The 15,971-nt window shown below is 71.3% G+C and carries 16 protein-coding genes; 7 read left to right on the top strand and 9 right to left on the bottom strand.

Translation table 11 applies throughout. The features are described 5' to 3' along the window. Positions 1–15 precede the first annotated feature (15 nt). Complete coding sequence (locus GC203_RS19730; RefSeq protein ID WP_293458196.1) at positions 16–654, top strand: DNA-3-methyladenine glycosylase; 639 nt, start codon at positions 16–18, stop codon at positions 652–654. On the opposite strand, the gene GC203_RS19735 is transcribed toward GC203_RS19730, so the two are convergent. Together GC203_RS19735 and GC203_RS19740 are read right to left on the bottom strand one after the other, a co-directional pair. After that, complete coding sequence (locus GC203_RS19735; protein WP_293458198.1) at positions 606–1,577, bottom strand: S8 family peptidase; 972 nt, start codon at positions 1,575–1,577, stop codon at positions 606–608. The two genes, GC203_RS19730 and GC203_RS19735, sit on opposite strands and share 49 nt — an antisense overlap. Positions 1,578–1,586: 9 nt before the next feature. Further along, on the bottom strand, positions 1,587–2,069 hold the full coding sequence (locus GC203_RS19740) for a peroxiredoxin (RefSeq protein WP_293458200.1): 483 nt from the start codon (positions 2,067–2,069) through the stop codon (positions 1,587–1,589). A gap of 111 nt (positions 2,070–2,180) precedes the next feature. Between GC203_RS19740 and GC203_RS19745 the strand changes: the two genes are divergently transcribed. Further along, the gene (locus tag GC203_RS19745) at positions 2,181–2,744 is read left to right on the top strand and encodes a YqgE/AlgH family protein (RefSeq protein ID WP_293458201.1); all 564 of its coding nucleotides are present in this window, start codon (positions 2,181–2,183) and stop codon (positions 2,742–2,744) included. A 12-nt stretch (positions 2,745–2,756) separates the two neighbouring features. On the opposite strand, the gene GC203_RS19750 is transcribed toward GC203_RS19745, so the two are convergent. Both GC203_RS19750 and GC203_RS19755 read right to left on the bottom strand, forming a co-directional pair. Continuing rightward, complete coding sequence (locus tag GC203_RS19750) at positions 2,757–4,415, bottom strand: bifunctional diguanylate cyclase/phosphodiesterase (protein ID WP_293458203.1); 1,659 nt, start codon at positions 4,413–4,415, stop codon at positions 2,757–2,759. 37 nt (positions 4,416–4,452) lie between these two features. Next, positions 4,453–5,064 carry a GNAT family protein gene (locus tag GC203_RS19755; protein WP_293458204.1) on the bottom strand — a complete coding sequence of 204 codons (612 nt, stop codon included), beginning with the start codon at positions 5,062–5,064 and terminating at the stop codon, positions 4,453–4,455. Positions 5,065–5,235: 171 nt separating this feature from the next. Between GC203_RS19755 and GC203_RS19760 the strand changes: the two genes are divergently transcribed. From GC203_RS19760 to GC203_RS19770, 3 genes are read left to right on the top strand one after another with little or no spacing between them, the layout of a single operon-like run. Further along, complete coding sequence (locus GC203_RS19760) at positions 5,236–6,450, top strand: acyltransferase family protein (protein WP_293458205.1); 1,215 nt, start codon at positions 5,236–5,238, stop codon at positions 6,448–6,450. Beyond that, positions 6,447–7,070, top strand: coding sequence for a hypothetical protein (locus tag GC203_RS19765; RefSeq protein ID WP_293458206.1), 624 nt, complete (start codon positions 6,447–6,449; stop codon positions 7,068–7,070). The genes GC203_RS19760 and GC203_RS19765 overlap by 4 nt, the downstream gene beginning before the upstream one ends. Positions 7,071–7,074: 4 nt before the next feature. Further along, positions 7,075–7,386 carry a transcriptional regulator gene (locus GC203_RS19770; protein ID WP_293458208.1) on the top strand — a complete coding sequence of 104 codons (312 nt, stop codon included), beginning with the start codon at positions 7,075–7,077 and terminating at the stop codon, positions 7,384–7,386. A gap of 14 nt (positions 7,387–7,400) precedes the next feature. On the opposite strand, the gene GC203_RS19775 is transcribed toward GC203_RS19770, so the two are convergent. From GC203_RS19775 to GC203_RS19795, 5 genes are read right to left on the bottom strand one after another with little or no spacing between them, the layout of a single operon-like run. Next, positions 7,401–8,663 (bottom strand): pitrilysin family protein, encoded by a 1,263-nt coding sequence (locus GC203_RS19775; RefSeq protein ID WP_293458210.1) that lies wholly within the window; start codon positions 8,661–8,663, stop codon positions 7,401–7,403. A gap of 3 nt (positions 8,664–8,666) precedes the next feature. Further along, positions 8,667–10,055: a threonine synthase gene (gene thrC, locus GC203_RS19780; protein ID WP_293458212.1), complete on the bottom strand. Its 1,389-nt coding sequence runs from the start codon at positions 10,053–10,055 to the stop codon at positions 8,667–8,669. Beyond that, positions 10,055–10,771: an SURF1 family protein gene (locus tag GC203_RS19785; RefSeq protein WP_293458214.1), complete on the bottom strand. Its 717-nt coding sequence runs from the start codon at positions 10,769–10,771 to the stop codon at positions 10,055–10,057. The genes thrC and GC203_RS19785 overlap by 1 nt, the downstream gene beginning before the upstream one ends. Then, positions 10,764–11,120 (bottom strand): DUF983 domain-containing protein, encoded by a 357-nt coding sequence (locus tag GC203_RS19790; RefSeq protein ID WP_293458216.1) that lies wholly within the window; start codon positions 11,118–11,120, stop codon positions 10,764–10,766. The genes GC203_RS19785 and GC203_RS19790 overlap by 8 nt, the downstream gene beginning before the upstream one ends. Before the next feature lie 7 nt (positions 11,121–11,127). Continuing rightward, a complete protein-coding gene (locus GC203_RS19795) occupies positions 11,128–11,994 on the bottom strand; it encodes a cytochrome c oxidase subunit 3 (protein ID WP_293458217.1) in 867 nt (288 codons plus the stop codon). 258 nt (positions 11,995–12,252) lie between these two features. On the opposite strand from GC203_RS19795, the gene GC203_RS19800 reads away from it, so the two are divergent. Further along, positions 12,253–14,178, top strand: a complete 1,926-nt coding sequence (locus GC203_RS19800; RefSeq protein ID WP_293458219.1) for a methyl-accepting chemotaxis protein — start codon at positions 12,253–12,255, stop codon at positions 14,176–14,178. Positions 14,179–14,326: 148 nt separating this feature from the next. Further along, positions 14,327–15,892: a porin gene (locus tag GC203_RS19805; protein WP_293458221.1), complete on the top strand. Its 1,566-nt coding sequence runs from the start codon at positions 14,327–14,329 to the stop codon at positions 15,890–15,892. The last annotated feature ends 79 nt before the right edge of the window (positions 15,893–15,971 follow it).

Raw genomic sequence — 15,971 nt, forward strand, 5'->3', positions numbered from 1 at the left:
CGCATCCTCCCCCGGATGTCGTCGTCTCTCGTTGCCCGCCATTCCGAACGTTCGAACCCAGCGCGTCAAGGCTTCTGGACGCGCCATCCCGCCCTGGTCGCCCGCGACCTGATCGGCTGGACGGTGCTGGTGGACGGGGTCGGCGGACGGATCGTGGAGACCGAGGCCTACCACCACGAGGACCCCGCCTCGCACAGCTTTTCCGGCCGCACCGCGCGCAACGCGGCGATGTTCGGGCCGGTCGCCCATGCCTACGTCTACCGCTCGTACGGAATCCACTGGTGCCTCAACTTCGTCTGCGGCGAGGACCCGGGAAATGCGGTGCTGATCCGGGCGCTGGAGCCGACGGCCGGACTGGAAGCCATGGCGGCGCGGCGGGGCCTCGTCGATCCACGCGGCCTGTGCTCGGGTCCGGGCAAGCTGTGCCAGGCGCTCGGCGTCACCCGCGCGCAAGATGGGCTGGCGCTGGACCGGGCGCCGTTCGCGATCTCGCCGGGCGCGGCGGCCGGCGTCGCCGTCGGTCCGCGCATCGGGATCACCAAGGGGGTCGAAACGCCCTGGCGGTTCGGCGAGGCCGGTTCGCGGTTCCTCAGCCGGCCGCTGCCTCAGTCGGCGGGGAAGAGGCCGCCCAGCGCCAGGACGCCACGGCCGTAGACCTCGTCGGTCCCCGGTTCGCCGCCGTCGCGGGCGGCGTCCAGGATCGCCTCGATGGCCTGCGGGCCCGACAGCTTCGGCCTCGCCTCCATCAGCAGGGCCAGGGCCCCGGCGACGTACGACGTCGAGAACGAGGTCCCAGAGACCAGGGCGCACTTGTCGCGGCAGTCGGTCAGCACCCACTCGCCCGGCGCGGCGACGTACCAGGCGCGCACGGCGCCCGCCCGGTTCGACCATGAGGCCAGGTCGCCGTGGTAGCTGGAGGCCCCCGCCACCACGATCCCGCCGGCGTAGCGGGGATCGATCGCATAGCGCGCCGGCCAGCTGGGATCGGGGCCGTTGCGGTTGCCCGCGGCGATCACCACGGCGGCCCCGCTGTCGACCAGCCGCTTGAGGGCGGTCTCGAACGCCTCGCCCAGCGGCTTTCCGTGCTGCAGCGGCAGGACGACGATACGCGCCTTCTGCAGGCGGGCGTAGTCGAGGGCGCGGGCCAGGTCGTCGGGGCGGAAGGCGCAGGCCCCGTCCAGCCCGCCGTCGATGTCGGCGCGGATCTCGAGAAGGGTGGCGTTGTAGGCCACGCCCACCATGCCCGAACCGTTGAGCGGCGAGGCGAGCGGCCCGGCCACGTAACCGCCGTGGCGGTCGGTGGGCGGCAGGGCCCGGTTGCCGACCACGTCGTGCGATCGGCGCGAGACGTTGCGCATCAACTCCCGCTGGGCGCCGGCCAGGCCGCAGTCGACCACCGCCACGGTGACGCCCTTGCCGGTGAAGCCGGCGTCGTAGGCCGCCCGGGCGCCGATGGCCTCCAGGCCCCAGCTCTTGCGGTACTCGTCGCTGTCGGCCGGCGGGCCGGCGGCGGGCGCCACGGCGGGTATCAGCACCGCCGCGGCGAGCGCGAGGGCGCCGAGCGCCCCGCCCCTCACGGCCAGAACCTAGAGCTGCGCCAGCATGTAGTCGGCGGCCGACACGCGGAATTCGCCGCCCTCTTCGACGTTCAGCTCCTTCACCACGCCGTCCTTGACGATCATGGAGTAGCGCTGCGAGCGCGGACCCATGCCGAACCGGCTGCCGTCCATGCCCAGGCCCACGGCCTTGGTGAAGTCGCCGTTGCCGTCGGCCAGCATGATGATGTCGTCGCCGACCGCCTGATCCTCGCCCCAGGCGCGCATCACGAAGGCGTCGTTGACCGACACGCAGGCGATGGTGTCCACGCCCTTGGCCTTCAGATCGGGCGCGTGCTGCTTGAAGCCCGGCAGGTGCTTGGCCGAGCAGGTCGGCGTGAAGGCGCCCGGCACGGCGAACAGGGCCACGGTCTTGCCCTTGAAGAAGTCGTCGGTCTGGACCGGCTTCGGTCCCTCGGCGGTGGCCTGGGTCAGGGTCACGCTCGGCAGCTTGTCGCCAACCTTGATCGTCATCGGGGTCTCCTTCCGGCTTTGCTCTCGCTGATAGCGACATGGCGGCGCGAAAGCACTCTTCAAGTGCGAGCCCCCTTGAAGTCGCCACGTTCCGGCAGAATCCTGTAGGGGATGGAAAGCGCCTTCCTCTCCGGCCAGATGCTGATCGCGATGCCGGGCATTGGCGACCCCCGCTTCGAGCGGGCGCTGATCCTGATCTGCGAGCACGATCCGGAACACGCCATGGGCATCGCGGTGAACCGCCCCGTCGAGGGGCTGACGGTGCCCGACCTCCTGGAACGGCTGGAGATCAAGGTCGCCGACGACCTGGAGGACGGCCTCGTCCTGATGGGCGGGCCGGTGGAGGTGGAGCGCGGCTTCGTGCTGCACACCGACGATTACCACGCCGAGTTCAGCCTGGACGTCGAGGGCGGCCTGGCGCTGACGACCACGCGCGAGGTGCTGGAGGCCATGGGCGGCCACAACACCCACCCCCGCCGGGCGATCCTGGCCCTGGGGTACGCCGGGTGGGGCGCGGGCCAGCTGGAGCGCGAGATCCGCGAGAACGTCTGGCTGACCGTCGAGGCCGACGAGGATCTGGTGTTCGACGACGACTACGACACCAAGTGGTCGCGGGCGCTCGGCAAGCTGGGCGTCGATCCGCAGTTCCTGTCGAGCGAGGCCGGGCAGGCCTAGACTTGGGCGGCTCTAGCCGCGCGCCTTCACCGGGGCGGCGCCGTCGACGTAGCTTTCGTTGAGATAGACCTCGGCCTCCTGGGCCGACAGCGCCGGCGCATAGCCGAAGCCCTGGCCGTAGTCGCAGCCCAGCGCCAGCAGCTGGCGGGCCATGCCGGCGTTCTCGACGCCCTCGGCCACCACTTCCATGGCCAGGTCCTGGCCCAGCTTGACCACCGAGGAGACGATCTTGGCCGAACCTTCGTTGGTGGCCATGGTGCGCACGAAGTAGCGGTCGATCTTGAGCGTGTCGAACGGCAGCCGCGTCAGATAGCTCAGCGACGAGAAGCCGGTGCCGAAGTCGTCCAGCGCCAGGGCCGCGCCGGCGGCGCGCAGGTTGCGCAGCACCACGGCGGCCTTGTCCGGGTCGCGCATCACGTCGCTCTCGGTGACCTCCAGCTTCAGCGCGCCGGGGGGCAGATCGGTCTCGCGGCGGATGGACACCACGTCCGAGACCAGGTCGGGCCGGTCGATCTCGCCGGTCGACAGGTTGACGGCCACGGTCAGCTCGCCGGCGGCGCGGTGGCGCTTGCGCCAGACCGAGAGCTGCTTGGCCGCCTCGCGCATCATCATGGCGCCCAGCTCGCTCATCAGCCCCATCTCGTCGCAGAGAGGCAGGAACTGTTCGGGCATGAGCAGGCCGCGGCGCGGGTGGCGCCAGCGGGCCAGGGCCTCGAAGCCCGAGAGCGCGCCGGTCGAGAGGCGCACGATGGGCTGGTAGAAGGGCATCAGCTCGCCGCGGCGCAGGGCGCCCTTGAGGTCGCCTTCCAGCGCCAGGCGCGACAGGCCGTCGGTCTCCAGGCCGCGGCCATAGGCGGCGGCGCCGCCGCGACCGTTGCTCTTGGCGGATTCCACGGCCAGCTCCGCGCGGCGCAGCAGCTCGGCGGCCTCCGGGGCCTCCTCGCCGCCGGCGGCTTCCACGGCGCCGATCGAGAGCGTCGGGTGGATGTCGAAGCCGGCGACCCGGAGCGGCTGCTCCAGGGCGCGGCGCAGGCCCTCTGCGCCCGGCGAAACGCCCGCGGGCGCCAGGGCGGCGAACTCGTCCTCGCCGATCCGCGCCAGCAGCGCGCCGGGCGGGAAGGCGGCCGACAGCCGCGAGCCCAGGGCCGCCAGCACCAGGTCGGCGCGTTCATGGCCCAGCGCCTCGTTGAGGCGGCGCAGGCGGTCGAGGTCGGCCACGATCAGCTCATGCTGGCCGGGGGTCTGCAGGCGCTCGCGCGCCAGGGTGATGAAGCTGCGGCGATCGGCCAGACCGGTGAGGTTGTCGAGCCCCGAGGCGGCGAAGCGGACCTCGGCGGCCACCACGCCCGCGGCGCGGACGCCCTCCTCCAGCCATTCGCCGCGCCAGATGCACGGGCCCCCGCCGCGCAGGCGCAGACGCACGGCGACCTCGCCGCCCGGCGGCTGGACGCGCAGGATGTCTTCGGCGATGGCGCGGTCCTGGGGCATGGCCAGGGCGCGGAAAGCGGCGGACGAGCAGTCGGGCGCGAGCGGACCCAGGCCCAGGGCCCGGGTGGCGCCGGTCAGGCGCAGACGGTCCTTCTCCGGCTCCCACACCCACAGGGCGACCTGCGCCGCACCCAGGGCCTCGAGGGTGGCCGTGGCGTCCCACATCCAGCGCTCGTTGGCCATTCAGTCCCGTATTTGCGCCTGCGTTGCGGGCGTCGGGTCAGACCGACACCCCTTCGTCCAGACCCTCTCGCCCCGGGTAGGGGCTCACTTGGCCGAACAGAACATGATCTCGCCAAGCGCCGTTAATTTTCAGATAAGCCCGCGCAAATCCCTCTTCGACGAAGCCCGCCTTGCCGAGCAGCGCGCGGGAGGGCTGGTTGTCGGGAATGCAGGCCGCTTCCAGCCTGTGCAGGCCCAGCGTGCGGAACGCGAATTCCGACAGCGCGCGCACGGCGCCGAGGGTCAGTCCTTGCCGGGTGTAGGCTTGCCCGCACCAGTAGCCCACCGCCCCCATCTGGGCCACGCCACGGCGGATGTTGGACAAGGTGATCCCGCCCGTCAGGGCGTCGTCCGAGGCGCGGAAGATGAAGAAGGGATAGGCCACGCCGGCCTCCCGGTCGCGCGCGTAGGCCAGGAGCCGCCGCCGGAACGCCGCGCGCGAAAGGTCGTCGGCCGGCCAGGTCGGCTCCCATGGCTGCAGGAACGACCGGCTCGCCGCGCGCAGCTCCCGCCACTCGGCGAAGTCCGACGCGCGCGGGGGGCGCAGGCGCACGCCCTGGCCTTCGATGCGAAGGCCGCTCTCGGGCGCGATCCAGTCCAGCAGAGCCATACGGGAAGACACCCTCCAATCGCCGGGGGCGTCAAGACACCTCGAGGTCGAATAGACTAGTTTACAATTTAAACTAGTTGTCGTAGTTGGACGGTCGACGGAACCCCAAGCCCGTCTCCTCACTGCGCCGGGCGCGCCGCGCCCGGCGACCCTTTCGCACCGGAGACCGCAATGCCCGACGGATCCGAACGCCTGCACGGCCTCGACGCCGTGCGCGGCTACGCCCTGATGCTGGGCGTGGTCTTCCACGCCACCATGTCGTTCCTGCCCGGACCGTCCGTATGGCTGGTGACCGACGTCGCCCGCTCGCCCCTGCTGGGCGGGGTCTTCTTCGTCTCGCACATGTTCCGCATGACGACCTTCTTCCTGATCGCCGGCTTCTTCGCGCACATGAGCTTCCATCGCCTGGGCGCGCGCGGCTTCGTCATGGACCGCCTGAAGCGCATCGCCCTGCCCCTCGTCGTCGGCTGGCCGATCCTGCTGTTCGCCATCCTCCTGGCGGGCGGCTACGCGGTCTATGTCGCCACCGGCGTCTTCCCGACCAAGCCGCCGCCCTCGCCGCCGCAGCCGCCCGGCGCCTTCCCCCTGACCCACCTGTGGTTCCTCTACGCCCTGCTCTGGCTGTACGCGGCGGTCCTGGTCCTGCGGGCGGGGCTCGCCCGGGCCGACCGCGCAGGGAAGCTGCGGGCCGGCGTCGACGCGATCGTGGGCGCGGTCGCGCGCCATCCGCTGGGCGCGCTCGCCCTGGCCGCGCCCGCCGCCGTCGCCCTGGCTCTCTTCCCGGGGTGGCTGGCCTGGTTCGGCGTGCCGACCCCCGACTCCAACCTGATCCCCAACCCGCCGGCGGCGATCCAGTTCTTCGCCGCCTTCGCTTTCGGCTGGCTGGTCCATCGCCAGGTCGGGGCGCTGGAGGCCTGGCGGCGCCATTGGCCGGTCAACCTCGCGCTGGCCGTGGCCCTCACCGGCGGCCTGCTCGCCGTTCTGGGGCTCGCGCCCGTCGTCACGCCCCAGCCGCCGGGCGCGGCGAAATGGGCCCTCGCGGCGGCCTATGCCCTGGCGAGCTGGGCCTGGACCTTCGCCGTCATCGGCCTGGCCCTGCGGTTCCTGTCCGGCCACAGCCCGATGCGCCGCTACATCGCCGACTCGTCCTATTGGATCTATCTGATCCACCTGCCGCTGGTGATCGTGCTGCAGGCCTGGGTCTCTCGCTTCGACTGGCCATGGGAGGCCAAGTTCGTGACGGTCCTGGCCATCGGCTTCGCGATCATGTTCGCCAGCTACGAACTGCTGGTCCGCCACACCTTCGTCGGCGGCGTACTCAACGGCCGCCGTCGGCCCTGGCGCACGCCCAAGGCCGAGCCCAGCCGCCTGGAGGCCGCCCGATGACCGCCCGCACCCCCGCCGACGAGGCGCGCGACGACCTGGCCTTCCTGCGCGGCCTCGTGACCGGCGGCGACAACAACTTCCAGCGCCAGCTCGGCGAGGGCTATGCGGTCGGCGGCGCCTGCTACGGAACCCAGATGGCGCTGCACATGCTGCAGGCCTGGGCCGGCTGGTTCACCGCGCCCGCCGCGGCCATGCTGGTGGGCCTGGGCCCCACCCTGGTCTTCCTGGCGCTGCTGTCGTGGCTCCTGTGGCGCCGGCGGGGCGCTCCGCCCAACACCGCCAACCGGGCGATCGGGGCGGCGTTCCAGGCCGCCGGCCTGGCGAACCTCGCGCTCGCCGCCGTGGTCGGCGGCGCGGCATGGCGCGCGCAGAGCTTCCAGATCTGGCTGATCTTCCCCTGCGCGGTCTTCGTCTTGCAGGGGGCGGCGTGGCTCGTCGCCTGGCATGTCCGCCGTCGCCGCTGGTTCGGCGCCATCGCGGGCGGCTGGTTCGCCACCGGGATCGCCATGGGCTTCGCCATCGACGTGGTCCCCGCCTACATGGCCCTCGCGGCCTTCGGGTTCATCGCCTTCATGCTGGTCCCAGGCCTCGCCCTGCTGCGCGACGGCCGGACCGCCTGACCCCATGGCCGACCGCTTCGACATCGGGCGGATCGACGACGTCATCCACGGACGCCTGCGTCTGGGGGTCATGGCCTATCTGGCCGACGCCGAGGTGGCCGACTTCAACGAGTTGAAGTCGGTTCTGGAGGTCACGCAGGGCAACCTGTCGATCCAGCTGCGAAAGCTGGAGGAAGCCGGCTATGTCGCCATCGAGAAGAGCTTCCTGGGCCGCAAGCCGCGCACCCGCGCCCGCATCACGCCGGCGGGCCGCGACGCGTTCGCCAGGTATCTGGAAGCCCTCGGCAAACTGATCGGGCAGAGCCCCGCCGCCTGAGCGCGGCGCGCGCTTCAGCCGAACAGCGCCTGTTCGAACGCCGCGGCGGCTGGCGTCGCAGCCTTTGGGCCCAGCACCGCCACAGCGGCCTTCCGTTCGGCCAGGATCCGCGCGGTGAGCGCCGCCAGCCGGTCCGGCGTGACCGCGTCGATCTCGTTGGCCAGGGTGTCGGGGTCCAGCGGCGCGCCGAACAGCAATACCTGGCCCGCCGCGTGCTCGGCCCGCGCCAGCGCCGCCTCGCGGCTCATGAACAGCCCGCCCTTCAGCTGGGCCTTGGCGCGCGAAAGCTCGGCCGCCCCGACGGGCTCGGCGAGCCCCCGGATCTCGCGGGCCGTCACCTCGGCCAGCTCGGCCGCGTCCGACGCCGCGCAGCCGGCGAACACGCCCAGCACGCCGGTGTCGCTGTAGGTCTCGGCGTAGGCGTCGATCGTGTAGGCCAGGCCCCGCGCCTCCCGCGCCTCCTGGAACAGCCGCGAGGCCATGCCGCCGCCGAGGATCTCGGCCAGCAGCCGCAGGGTGAAGTAATCCGGGTCCTGGGCGCCCAGCGCCGGCAGCAGCAGCACCACATTGGCCTGCTCCAGCCGCTTGGCCACCGGCCGCAGGCCGCCGACGAAAGGCGCGGGCGGCGGCGGCGGCGCGGGCGCGGCGGCGGCGGCCCCGAAGTCGCGCTCGGCCAGGCGCAGCAGCTCGTCCTCGTCCACCGCCCCGGCGGCGCTGACCACCAGCGTGTCGGCCGCGTAGAGGCGGGCCCGCCAGGCGTCGAGGGTCTCCGGCGTCGCCGCGCCGATCGATTTCACGGTGCCCAGGATCGGCCGGCCCAGGGCGTGACCGTCGAACGCCGCCTCCTGGGCGAGCTCGAAGACGAAATCGTCAGGCGTGTCGGCGGCCTCGGCGATCTCCTGGCCCACCACCTGCTTCTCGCGGACCAGGTCTTCGGGGTCCATGGCCGGCCGCTGGAGGAGGTCGGCGATCACCGCCGATCCCAGGTCCAGCCCGTCCTTCAGGGCGCGCACCTGGAAGCTGGTGCGCTCGTAGCCCGTGGCGGCGTTGATGTGGCCGCCGCCGGCCTCGATCACCTCGACGATCGCCTTGGCCGAGCGCGCGCCCGCGCCCTTGAACACCATGTGCTCGAGCAGGTGCGACCAGCCGGACCGGGCCGGGTCCTCCATCCGCGCGCCGCGGCCGGCCACCACCGACAGCGCCACCGTCTGCCAGCCCGGCAGGGGATCGCAGACGACGCGCACGCCGTTGCTCAGCCTGTGCACGCGGGGGGCCAAGGCTCAGCCCTCCGCGAAGGCGCGGACGTAGGCCTTGATGGTGTCGGCGTCGGCGGGCAGGCGGTCGAAGCGTTCGGGCCGCCCTTCCAGGTTGGCCGCCCCGCGCGGAAGCTGCGGCGTCACTCCGCAGGTCTTGGCCACGTCCTCCGGGAACTTGGCCGGATGGGCCGTGGAGAGCACCACCGCGACGCCGTCGGGCGCCTGGCGGTTCAGGGCGGCCACGGCCACGGCGGTGTGGGGGTCGATCAGTTCACCCGTCTCGTTGAGGGTGGAAACCATGGTGCGGCGGGTGTCGGCCTCGTCGATCGCGACGCCGGTGAAGACCGCCTGCATGGCCGAGAGCGCGCGCGGCGGGATGTCGATCACCCCGGCCCGGGCGAAGGCCTCGAAGGCGCGCGCGGTGTCGGTCGCCTCCCGTTCCACGGCCTCGAAATAGAGGCGCTCGAAGTTCGACGCCGACTGGATGTCCATGGCCGGCGAAATGGTCGGCTGCACCGTCCCGCGCGAATAGCGGCCGGTGCGGAAGGCGCGCGCCAGGATGTCGTTGGCGTTGGTGGCCACCACGATGCGGCCGATCGGCAGGCCCATGCGACGCGCGACGTAGCCCGCGAAGGCGTCGCCGAAGTTGCCCGACGGCACCACGAAGCTCACCTCGCGCCCGGGCGCGCCCAGCGCCACGGCGGTGGTGAAGTAGTAGACGGCCTGGGCGGCGATGCGCGCGAAGTTGATCGAGTTGACCGCCGCCAGGTCGACCGCCTGGCGCAACGCCTTGTCGGCCATGGCGTCCTTCAGGATGGCCTGGCAGTCGTCGAAGGTGCCCTTCACCGCCACGCAGGCGATGTTGGCCTCCTCGGCCGTGGTCATGAACCGGCGCTGCACCTCGGAGATCCGGCCCTCCGGGAACATCGCCACCACCCGCGTGGACTTCGAGCCGCGGAAAGCCTCGACCGCCGCCCCGCCCGTGTCGCCGGACGTCGCGCAAAGGATGGTCTGTGTGCGGCCCTGCCCGGCCAGCAGGTGATCGTACAGCCGCGCCAGCAGCTGCATGGCCACGTCCTTGAACGCCAGGCTCGGCCCGTGGAACAGCTCGGCGACGAACGCCTGCGGCGCGATCTGCACGAGCGGGACGACAGCCGCATGGCTGAACGTCGCATAGGCCTCCTCGCACATCGCCTCGACGTCGGCCGTGGCGATCTCGTCACCGGCGAAGGCGCCCAGCACCCGGGCGGCGACCTTGGCGTAAGGCTGGCCGGCGAAGCCCGCGATCTCCTGGCGGCTGAACGTGGGCCAGATCTCGGGCACGTAGAGGCCGCCGTCGGGCGCGAGCCCGCCGAGCACGGCGTCGGCGAAACCGACCGCGGGCGCCTGCCCACGGGTTGAGACGTAGCGCATCAGGTTTTCCGCCTGCGAAGGAGCATGGCCGCATAAACGCCGAGCAAGGCCGCGGCAAGGCCGTACCAGGTGATGGCGTAGCCCAGGTGGTTGTTGGGGATGTCCGAGGGCACGGGCGCCGGAACGAGCGTCGGCGTGTCGGGATTGGTCGCCGTCTCGGCCATCAGGAACAGCGGCGCGGGATCGGGCGCCTTCAGCGCCGCGGCCATGGCCGGCAGGTCGCGGGTGTACCAGTGGCCGGCCGAGTTCTTCGGCGAGAAGGGGTTGCCGTGCGCCATCTTGCGCAGGACGCCGACCAGCTCGACGGGCGTGGCGTCGGCGGCGTCGACCGCCGGCCGCGCGGCCTCGGTGTCGGCCGTGAAGCCCCGGTCGACGAGGATGCTGCGATAGGGACCGCCGTCCAGGCGGCAGGCCGAGATCAGCCGCACGCCCGCCTGGCCCTCGGTGACGAAATAGAGCTCGAGGAACGGCGCCTTCGAAAGTCCGGCGCAGGCGACCTTGACGCGCGTGAAGTCGGCGTCGCCGCCCTGGGCCACGCGGTCGAGCACGGGGCCGATCGGCCGGGCGGGCGCGGCCTGCAGCGCGGCGATGCGCGCCAGCATGTCCTCTTTCCAGTGCAGCCGCTGGACCTGCCAGGTCCCGAGGCCCATCAGGATGACGAAGGCGATGGCGACAGTGATCGTCAGGCCGACGGGAAAGCCCCGGCGCTCAGTCATGCCGGGCTTCGGAGGCCTTGTTCATGAACTGCGCCGCGAGCATGGCGCCCTTGAACGGCCGCAGGAGGCCCAGGCAGACGACCAGCGTCATCGGCAGCCAGATCACCAGGTGCACCCAGATCGGCGGGTGGATGGTGAACTCGGTGAACAGCGCGGCGAAGGCCACGATGAAGCCCGCGATCATGATCACGAACACCGCCGGCCCGTCGCCGCTGTCGGCCTTGGACAGATCGTAGCCGCAGGCCTCGCAGGTCTGGGCGACCTTCAGGAACCCGTCGAAGAGATGACCCTCTCCGCAGTTGGGACAGCGGCCCGCCATCCCAGACAGCAGCGGATTGGGCTTGGACATGGCTCGGCTAGTGCGCCCCGAAGATCACGTAGATGAAGGCGAAGAGGAACAGCCACACCACGTCGACGAAGTGCCAGTACCAGGCCGCCGCCTCGAAGCCGAAGTGCTGCTTGGGCGTGAAGCCGCCACCCATCAGGCGGATCAGGCAGACGGTCAGGAAGATCGAGCCGACCAGCACGTGGAAGCCGTGGAAGCCCGTCGCCATGATGAAGGACGAACCGTAGAGGCCGGAGTTCTCCGCGCCGGCGCCGCCGAAGAAGTAGTGGTGCTCGAAGATGTGGCTGTACTCGTAGGCCTGCACCGAGGTGAACATCACGCCGAGCAGGATGGTGAGCAGAAGGCCGATCTTGGCGCTCTTGCGGTCGCCTTGCTGCAGGGCGTGGTGGGCCCAGGTCACGGTGGTGCCGGACAGCAGCAGGGTGAGCGTGTTGACGAGCGGGAGCTGGAAGGGCGCCACCGTCTCGATGCCCTTCGGCGGGAAGGTGGCCCAGGCGGCGCGCACCTCTTCGATGGGCGCCAGCGTCCGGTTGCCGTGGAACAGGGCCATCTCGAAGAAGATCCAGAACCACGCGACGAAGAACATCACCTCCGAGGCGATGAACAGCACCATGCCGTAGCGCAGGCCGATCGACACGACGGGGGTGTGGTCGCCCTGGTTGGCTTCCTTCACCACGTCGCTCCACCAGCCGACCATGGTGTAGAGCACGCCGGCCAGGCCCGCGAAGAACAGCCACGCCGTATGCTGCGGCAGGCCGAACAGGCCCTTCATCCAGGTGACGCCGCCCAGCGCCATCACCGTGGCGGCGACCGAACCGATCAGCGGATACGGGCTCGGATTGACCAGGTGGTAGTCGTGCTTCACGCCGGCGGCCATCGCGATCCTTACCCCTCGTAGCTACCCCCACGCGCCGACACGCAGAGTCGGACGCGCTCAATGGCGGACGCTATAGCGCCGCCTCGGACCGTTCGCCAAGGGGAAAGGCCGCACAAGTCGCAGCAGAAGCCCCGCCGAAGCGCCGGACCATCGCCCTGCGACATTTGGTCCAGGCGGGTCGGCCCCGTCGGTAACCATCCGGCGACTTCCCTCCGCGATGAAGGAAAGGACTGCTGAATCCAATTTGAGGTCTCCCAGGTGCTCCTCGACAATCTCCGCATTTCCCGCAAGCTCGCCATCGGTTTCGCCGCGGTCGTTCTGACCATGGCCGGCATGGGCGGTTCGGCGTTCTACTCGCTCACCTCGCTGGAGAAGGCCCGCAAAGAGGTCGAGAAGACCCAAGACACCATCGCCACCTTGGAACAGGCCAAATTTTACTTGGCGCGGCAGGAGAACAGCTATCGCGGATACCTCCTGTCAGGCGACGATTTCTATCTCGGCAAGATCGCCCAGCACCGCGGCAACTTCAAAAAGAGCCTCGCGAACAGCAAGACGCTGCTGGCGGGCGAGGCCGACCAGGTCAAGGGCGTGGACGATGTGCTCGCCGCGGCCGACACTTGGCACGCGAAGGTGGTCGAGGCGGGCGTCGCCCTGGCCCGTGATCCCGCCACCCACGACGCGGCCGTCGCGATGGTCGGTCCCGATGGGGTCGCCGACGGCCTGATCGCGCCGGCCGAGGACGGCATCGCGGCGCTGTTCGAGACCCAATCCAAGCGCATGGACGCCCTGGCGGCCGACCAGACGGCGGTGACCCGCATCGCGAACCTGTCGCTGGCCGGCTGCATCCTGTTCGGCTTGCTGATCGCCGCCGCGCTGGGCGTGCTGCTGACCCGCGCCATCGCGCGGCCGGTGACCGCGCTGACCGAGGCGATGCGCAGGCTGGCGGGCGGCGACTTCACGGTCGACGTTCCGGCCCAGGGCCGCCGCGACGAGCTCGGGCTGATGGCGGCCGCCGTCGGCGTCTTCAAGGACGCCGGGGTCGAGAAGCTGCGGCTGGAAGGCCTGACCGCCGAGCAGCGCAAGGCCGCCGACGAGGAGCGCGCCCGCAACGAGGCCGCCAAGGCCCAGGCGGCGGCCGAGCTGGCCGAGGTGGTGCAGAACCTGGGCCGCGGCCTGGAACGCCTCAGCGTGGGCGACCTGACGCACCGCATCGAGGCGGCGTTCCCCGACGACTACCGGAAGCTGAAGGACGACTTCAACGCCGCCATGACCCAGCTGCAGGACGCCATGACGGTGGTCGTCGGCAACGTGCGGGCCATCCGCGCCGGCTCCGGCGAGATCGCCAGCGCCGCCGACAACCTGTCGCGCCGCACCGAGCAGCAGGCCGCCAGCCTGGAAGAGACCGCCGCGGCGCTGGAGGAGATCACCTCCACCATGAAGACGTCGGCCGAGGGCGCCAACGAATGCGCCAGCGTCGTCCAGGCGGCGCGCACCGACGCCCAGGCCAGCGGCACGGTGGTGTCGGAGGCCGTCTCCGCCATGAGCCAGATCGAAACCTCGGCCAACGAGATCAGCAGCATCATCGGGGTGATCGACGAGATCGCCTTCCAGACCAACCTGCTGGCGCTCAACGCCGGGGTGGAAGCCGCCCGGGCCGGCGACGCCGGCAAGGGCTTCGCCGTGGTCGCCTCCGAGGTCCGGGCCCTGGCCCAGCGCTCGGCCGAGGCCGCCAAGGAGATCAAGGCCCTCATCTCGGCCTCGAGCACCCAGGTTCGCGAGGGCGTGGACCGCGTGGGCCGGACCGGCGAGTCGCTGGAGCGGATCATCGAGCGGGTCGCGCAGATCGATTCGCTGATCACCGAGATCGCGGCCGGCGCCCAGGAGCAGGCTCGCGGCATCGCCGAGGTGAACACCGCCGTCAACCAGATGGACCAGCTCACCCAGCAGAACGCCGCCATGGTGGAGGAATCCACGGCCGCCAGCCACGCGCTGAGCCGCGAGGCCGACGTGCTCGACCAGTCGATCAGCCGCTTCCAGGTCGGCGTGGTCAGCCGCGCGCCCCAGGGCAAGACCGCGCCTCAGAGCCGAACAGCACCGGTTCGCCAGATGAAGACGGTCGGCGCCCGGGGCGGCGCCGCGCCGAAGCCGCAGCCCGAACCCTCCGACGTCTGGGACGAGTTCTAGGCGTCGTCCGCGCCCGCGGACTCAGGATAGCGAGTTCCCAGGGCCAGTTCGCAGTGCGGCGGCGCCGATCGCGTCGCCGCCGTCAGTCCCCCGCTCGCGCGGCCAACGCGTGAAGTCTCCCAATCAACGATCGAACGGCTGAATTCCCATGCTCGCACGAACCCTCGCCAAGACCGTCTGGCCGACCGTGGCCGCGCTCCTCTTCTGCAGCGCCGCGCCGCAAGCCATGGCCCAGGCCGTCTCGACCGCGCCCACCCAGGGGTCGGGCGTCAGCCAGGAACAGGCCCTCGCGCTGAGCGCACGGCTCGACGCCCTGGAGCGCCGCAACGACGAACTCGAGCGCGAGGTCCAGGCGCTCAAGGCCTCGACGACGGCCGGTGACGAGGCGCTCAAGAAGCAGGTCGCGGCCCAGCCCAAGATCACCTTCAACAACGCCCGCCCGCAGATCGCCTCGGCGGACGGCCAGTTCACGGCGGCGTTCCGCGGCGTCTTCCAGCTCGACACCGCGCTCTACGACCAGCACTCGGCCGGCCCGCTGGCGACCGACTACCGCCGCGGCTCGTTCGGCGACGCCGCCGAGGCCGACCACGCCCGCGACCTCACCGACGGCGCCAACTTCCGGCGCGTCCGCATCGGCATCGAGGGCAAGGCCTTCGGCGACTGGAACTACGCCTTCCTCTACGACTTCGGCGGCACGGGCGTCGAAGGCGCCGGCCAGATCAACCAGGCCTGGCTGCAGTACAACGGCCTGGGCCCGGTCAAGGTGAAGGTCGGGGCCTTCGCCCCGCTCGCGGGCATGGACGACTCCACCTCGGCCTACAGCACCGTGTTCCTCGAGCGCGCGGCGATTTCCGAGCTGACGCGCGGCCTGGCCGCCGGCGACGGGCGCACGGCCGTGGCGCTGCTGGCGGGCGGCGAACGCTGGACCGCCTCGGCCGCGCTCAGCGGCAACCTCGTCACCAAGCAGGGATTCGACGACCAGCTCGGCTTCGTCGGGCGCGTCGCCTTCCTGCCGTGGAAGGGCGAGAACGGCCTGCTCCACCTGGGCGCCAACACCTCGGTGATCATCCATCCGTCGGCGACCGGCCCCGACGTGGCGCCGGCCGGCGCCGCCACCCCGGTGCGGCTGCGCGAGCGGACGGAGTCGCGGGTGGACGGGACCCGGCTGGTCGACACCGGCAATATCGACGCCGATCGCGTCGTCGCCTGGGGCCTGGAGGCCGGCGCGCAGTTCCGCGCCGTCACGCTGCAGTCGGAATACTCGCACATTGGCGTCGAGCGCCGCGCCAGCGCGTTGTCGAATCCCGACTTCTCGGGCTGGTACGTGCAGGGCTCCTGGACGCTCACCGGCGAACCGCGCCGCTACGCCATGGCCTCTGGCGCCTTCGACGTGCCGCGTCCGAAGAAGCCGTTCAATCTGAAGACCGGGGACTGGGGCGCCTGGGAGATCGCCGCGCGCTACTCCGACCTCGACCTGAACGACACCTCGGGGACCTCGCCGATCTATGGCGGCGAGCAGCAGGTCTGGACCCTGGGCCTCAACTGGTACCCGAACGCCGCCGTGCGCTTCCAGGCCAACTTCCAGGACGTCAGCGTCGATCGCCTCTCGCCCGGCGGCACGGCCTTCGGCGCCGGGGCGCTCACGCCGCCCGCGGGCGCCCAGGTGGGCCAGGACTTCCGGATCTGGTCGTTCCGCACCCAATACGCCTTCTGAGGCGGGGCGCGCCCTACAGCACGTCCCGGCTGGCTTGAATCAAGCCAGCCGGGATCAATGTGCTCGCGTCTTTCGATTT

Source organism: Phenylobacterium sp. (assembly GCF_016124325.1).
GTDB lineage: Bacteria > Pseudomonadota > Alphaproteobacteria > Caulobacterales > Caulobacteraceae > Phenylobacterium.

What these genes read in the sequence shown, in the direction of transcription:
- GC203_RS19755 (WP_293458204.1), bottom strand. Translation starts at nt 5,064, where the DNA reads ATGGCTCTGCTGGACTGGATCGCGCCCGAGAGCGGCCTTCGCATCGAA.
- GC203_RS19790 (WP_293458216.1), bottom strand. Translation starts at nt 11,120, where the DNA reads ATGTCCAAGCCCAATCCGCTGCTGTCTGGGATGGCGGGCCGCTGTCCC.
- GC203_RS19730 (WP_293458196.1), top strand. Translation starts at nt 16, where the DNA reads ATGTCGTCGTCTCTCGTTGCCCGCCATTCCGAACGTTCGAACCCAGCG.
- GC203_RS19785 (WP_293458214.1), bottom strand. Translation starts at nt 10,771, where the DNA reads ATGACTGAGCGCCGGGGCTTTCCCGTCGGCCTGACGATCACTGTCGCC.
- thrC (WP_293458212.1), bottom strand. Translation starts at nt 10,055, where the DNA reads ATGCGCTACGTCTCAACCCGTGGGCAGGCGCCCGCGGTCGGTTTCGCC.
- GC203_RS19805 (WP_293458221.1), top strand. Translation starts at nt 14,327, where the DNA reads ATGCTCGCACGAACCCTCGCCAAGACCGTCTGGCCGACCGTGGCCGCG.
- GC203_RS19795 (WP_293458217.1), bottom strand. Translation starts at nt 11,994, where the DNA reads ATGGCCGCCGGCGTGAAGCACGACTACCACCTGGTCAATCCGAGCCCG.
- GC203_RS19770 (WP_293458208.1), top strand. Translation starts at nt 7,075, where the DNA reads ATGGCCGACCGCTTCGACATCGGGCGGATCGACGACGTCATCCACGGA.
- GC203_RS19765 (WP_293458206.1), top strand. Translation starts at nt 6,447, where the DNA reads ATGACCGCCCGCACCCCCGCCGACGAGGCGCGCGACGACCTGGCCTTC.
- GC203_RS19760 (WP_293458205.1), top strand. Translation starts at nt 5,236, where the DNA reads ATGCCCGACGGATCCGAACGCCTGCACGGCCTCGACGCCGTGCGCGGC.
- GC203_RS19745 (WP_293458201.1), top strand. Translation starts at nt 2,181, where the DNA reads ATGGAAAGCGCCTTCCTCTCCGGCCAGATGCTGATCGCGATGCCGGGC.
- GC203_RS19740 (WP_293458200.1), bottom strand. Translation starts at nt 2,069, where the DNA reads ATGACGATCAAGGTTGGCGACAAGCTGCCGAGCGTGACCCTGACCCAG.
- GC203_RS19750 (WP_293458203.1), bottom strand. Translation starts at nt 4,415, where the DNA reads ATGGCCAACGAGCGCTGGATGTGGGACGCCACGGCCACCCTCGAGGCC.